Origin of the sequence: Hahella ganghwensis DSM 17046, from assembly GCF_000376785.1 — a bacterium.
In the GTDB taxonomy this organism is placed as follows: domain Bacteria; phylum Pseudomonadota; class Gammaproteobacteria; order Pseudomonadales; family Oleiphilaceae; genus Hahella; species Hahella ganghwensis.
The window spans coordinates 1-1,239 of the sequence record NZ_AQXX01000006.1 but is presented as its reverse complement, the minus strand read 5'-3'; the positions used below and the strand labels follow the sequence as shown (position 1 = coordinate 1,239).

The following is a 1,239-nucleotide window of genomic DNA, read 5'->3' as shown; positions in this document are numbered from 1 at the left end:
GACTCCGGCTGTTGAAGATCGGAGCTGTCATCCTTCGCAATACCCGACGCATTCGTTTCCTGCTCAGTGAAGCTTATCCCCATCAGGAGCTCTTTGCCGGTATTGTTCAGCGTTTAGGAGCAACATAGTCACTCCGGGCCGGCCCGGCCCAAACCACGGGGTAAGGGGGAGTTGTGCCTGAAATTTGGTTTAACGGAAATATCCGGTAGGAATCGGGGAAAGCGAAGGACCAGAATGATTTATGCTTACCCGACGAGGCCGTGAGCCGACTCATCGGGGGCTTCGTGAGTAGCCCATGCACGCGAAATGATTTACGATTGGCGGCAGGACTACAATGAACGGCGACCGCATTCTTCCTTGGGGTACCAGACACCCTCAGAGTTTGCATCAGCCATCCTACAAGAGAAAAACGAATCAAAAACCATGGACATTACTAAGAGCCGATTGGATTAAATGCTGGGGGCAGGTCACTGGGGCCATTCTTGCCATTGGGCTGATCGTCAGAGCTGAGGTGCTGATCAAGTTCAGCTTTCATGGCAGCTTCCGTCAGCGCCTTGATCAGTGGAGTTAGAATACCGTCTTTGCCTTCACGCAATGCTTGCAGTACGGCCTCCATGTCGAAGGAGGGTGTGGTCATAAGTCATCTCTTTTTTTGCATAGGATAAAGAAATGACACAGAATTCTGAACACTACCAATCCTGGCTATTCAGCAACACAGTGCAAGATCCAATTTTCAAAGGCAGTAACAATCGGATCATTACGAAGCTGTTCAGGGTATACCAAATGGTAGCCCGTCTCCAACTTTATTTCATTCTTTCCTATCTGAACCAAGCTACCTTTCAGTATATCTTGCTTAACTAAACTTCGCTTTACCAAGGCCACACCCTCTCCTTCAGAGGCAGCCTGCAGAACCATCCATTGCTGACTATATTCAGTAATACTTAAAGGCTGAACATATGGAATTGAAAAATATTCAAAGAACTCTTCCCAACAGGGGTAGTCTGTAATAACCCTTGGATGCTGATCTGTTAACAAGCTCATTGTTGCTAGCTGCTCCATCACACACCCTTTAACTTTAGATAGAAACTCGGGGGACGCAACAACAATTAACTCATCACTTACAATTAATCTATTATATACACTTCATCGCTTAAATATCCATTAAACAATCCCAATGGATTTTTTGAGAGAGGCGTTGTCAGATAAGGAGGTAAACAACCTTCTCTATTGAGGTACTTC

2 protein-coding genes and 2 pseudogenes are annotated in these 1,239 nt (G+C 46.2%); 2 read left to right on the top strand and 2 right to left on the bottom strand.

Features of this window, described 5'->3' with window-relative positions:
* Positions 1-128, top strand: a 128-nt coding sequence (locus F566_RS38020; RefSeq protein ID WP_157496517.1) for a transposase, incomplete at its 5' end; no start/stop codon positions are given.
* Positions 129-288: 160 nt separating this feature from the next.
* A pseudogene (locus F566_RS35995) lies at positions 289-453 on the top strand (integrase core domain-containing protein); the annotation flags it as partial.
* Between the two features lie 22 nt (positions 454-475).
* On the opposite strand, the pseudogene F566_RS31355 reads toward F566_RS35995, so the two are convergent.
* Both F566_RS31355 and F566_RS0100060 read right to left on the bottom strand, forming a co-directional pair.
* Positions 476-637: pseudogene (locus F566_RS31355) on the bottom strand (IS256 family transposase); the annotation flags it as partial.
* A 65-nt stretch (positions 638-702) separates the two neighbouring features.
* Positions 703-1,125 (bottom strand): LysR substrate-binding domain-containing protein, encoded by a 423-nt coding sequence (locus F566_RS0100060; RefSeq protein WP_083920952.1) that lies wholly within the window; start codon positions 1,123-1,125, stop codon positions 703-705.
* Positions 1,126-1,239 lie beyond the last annotated feature (114 nt).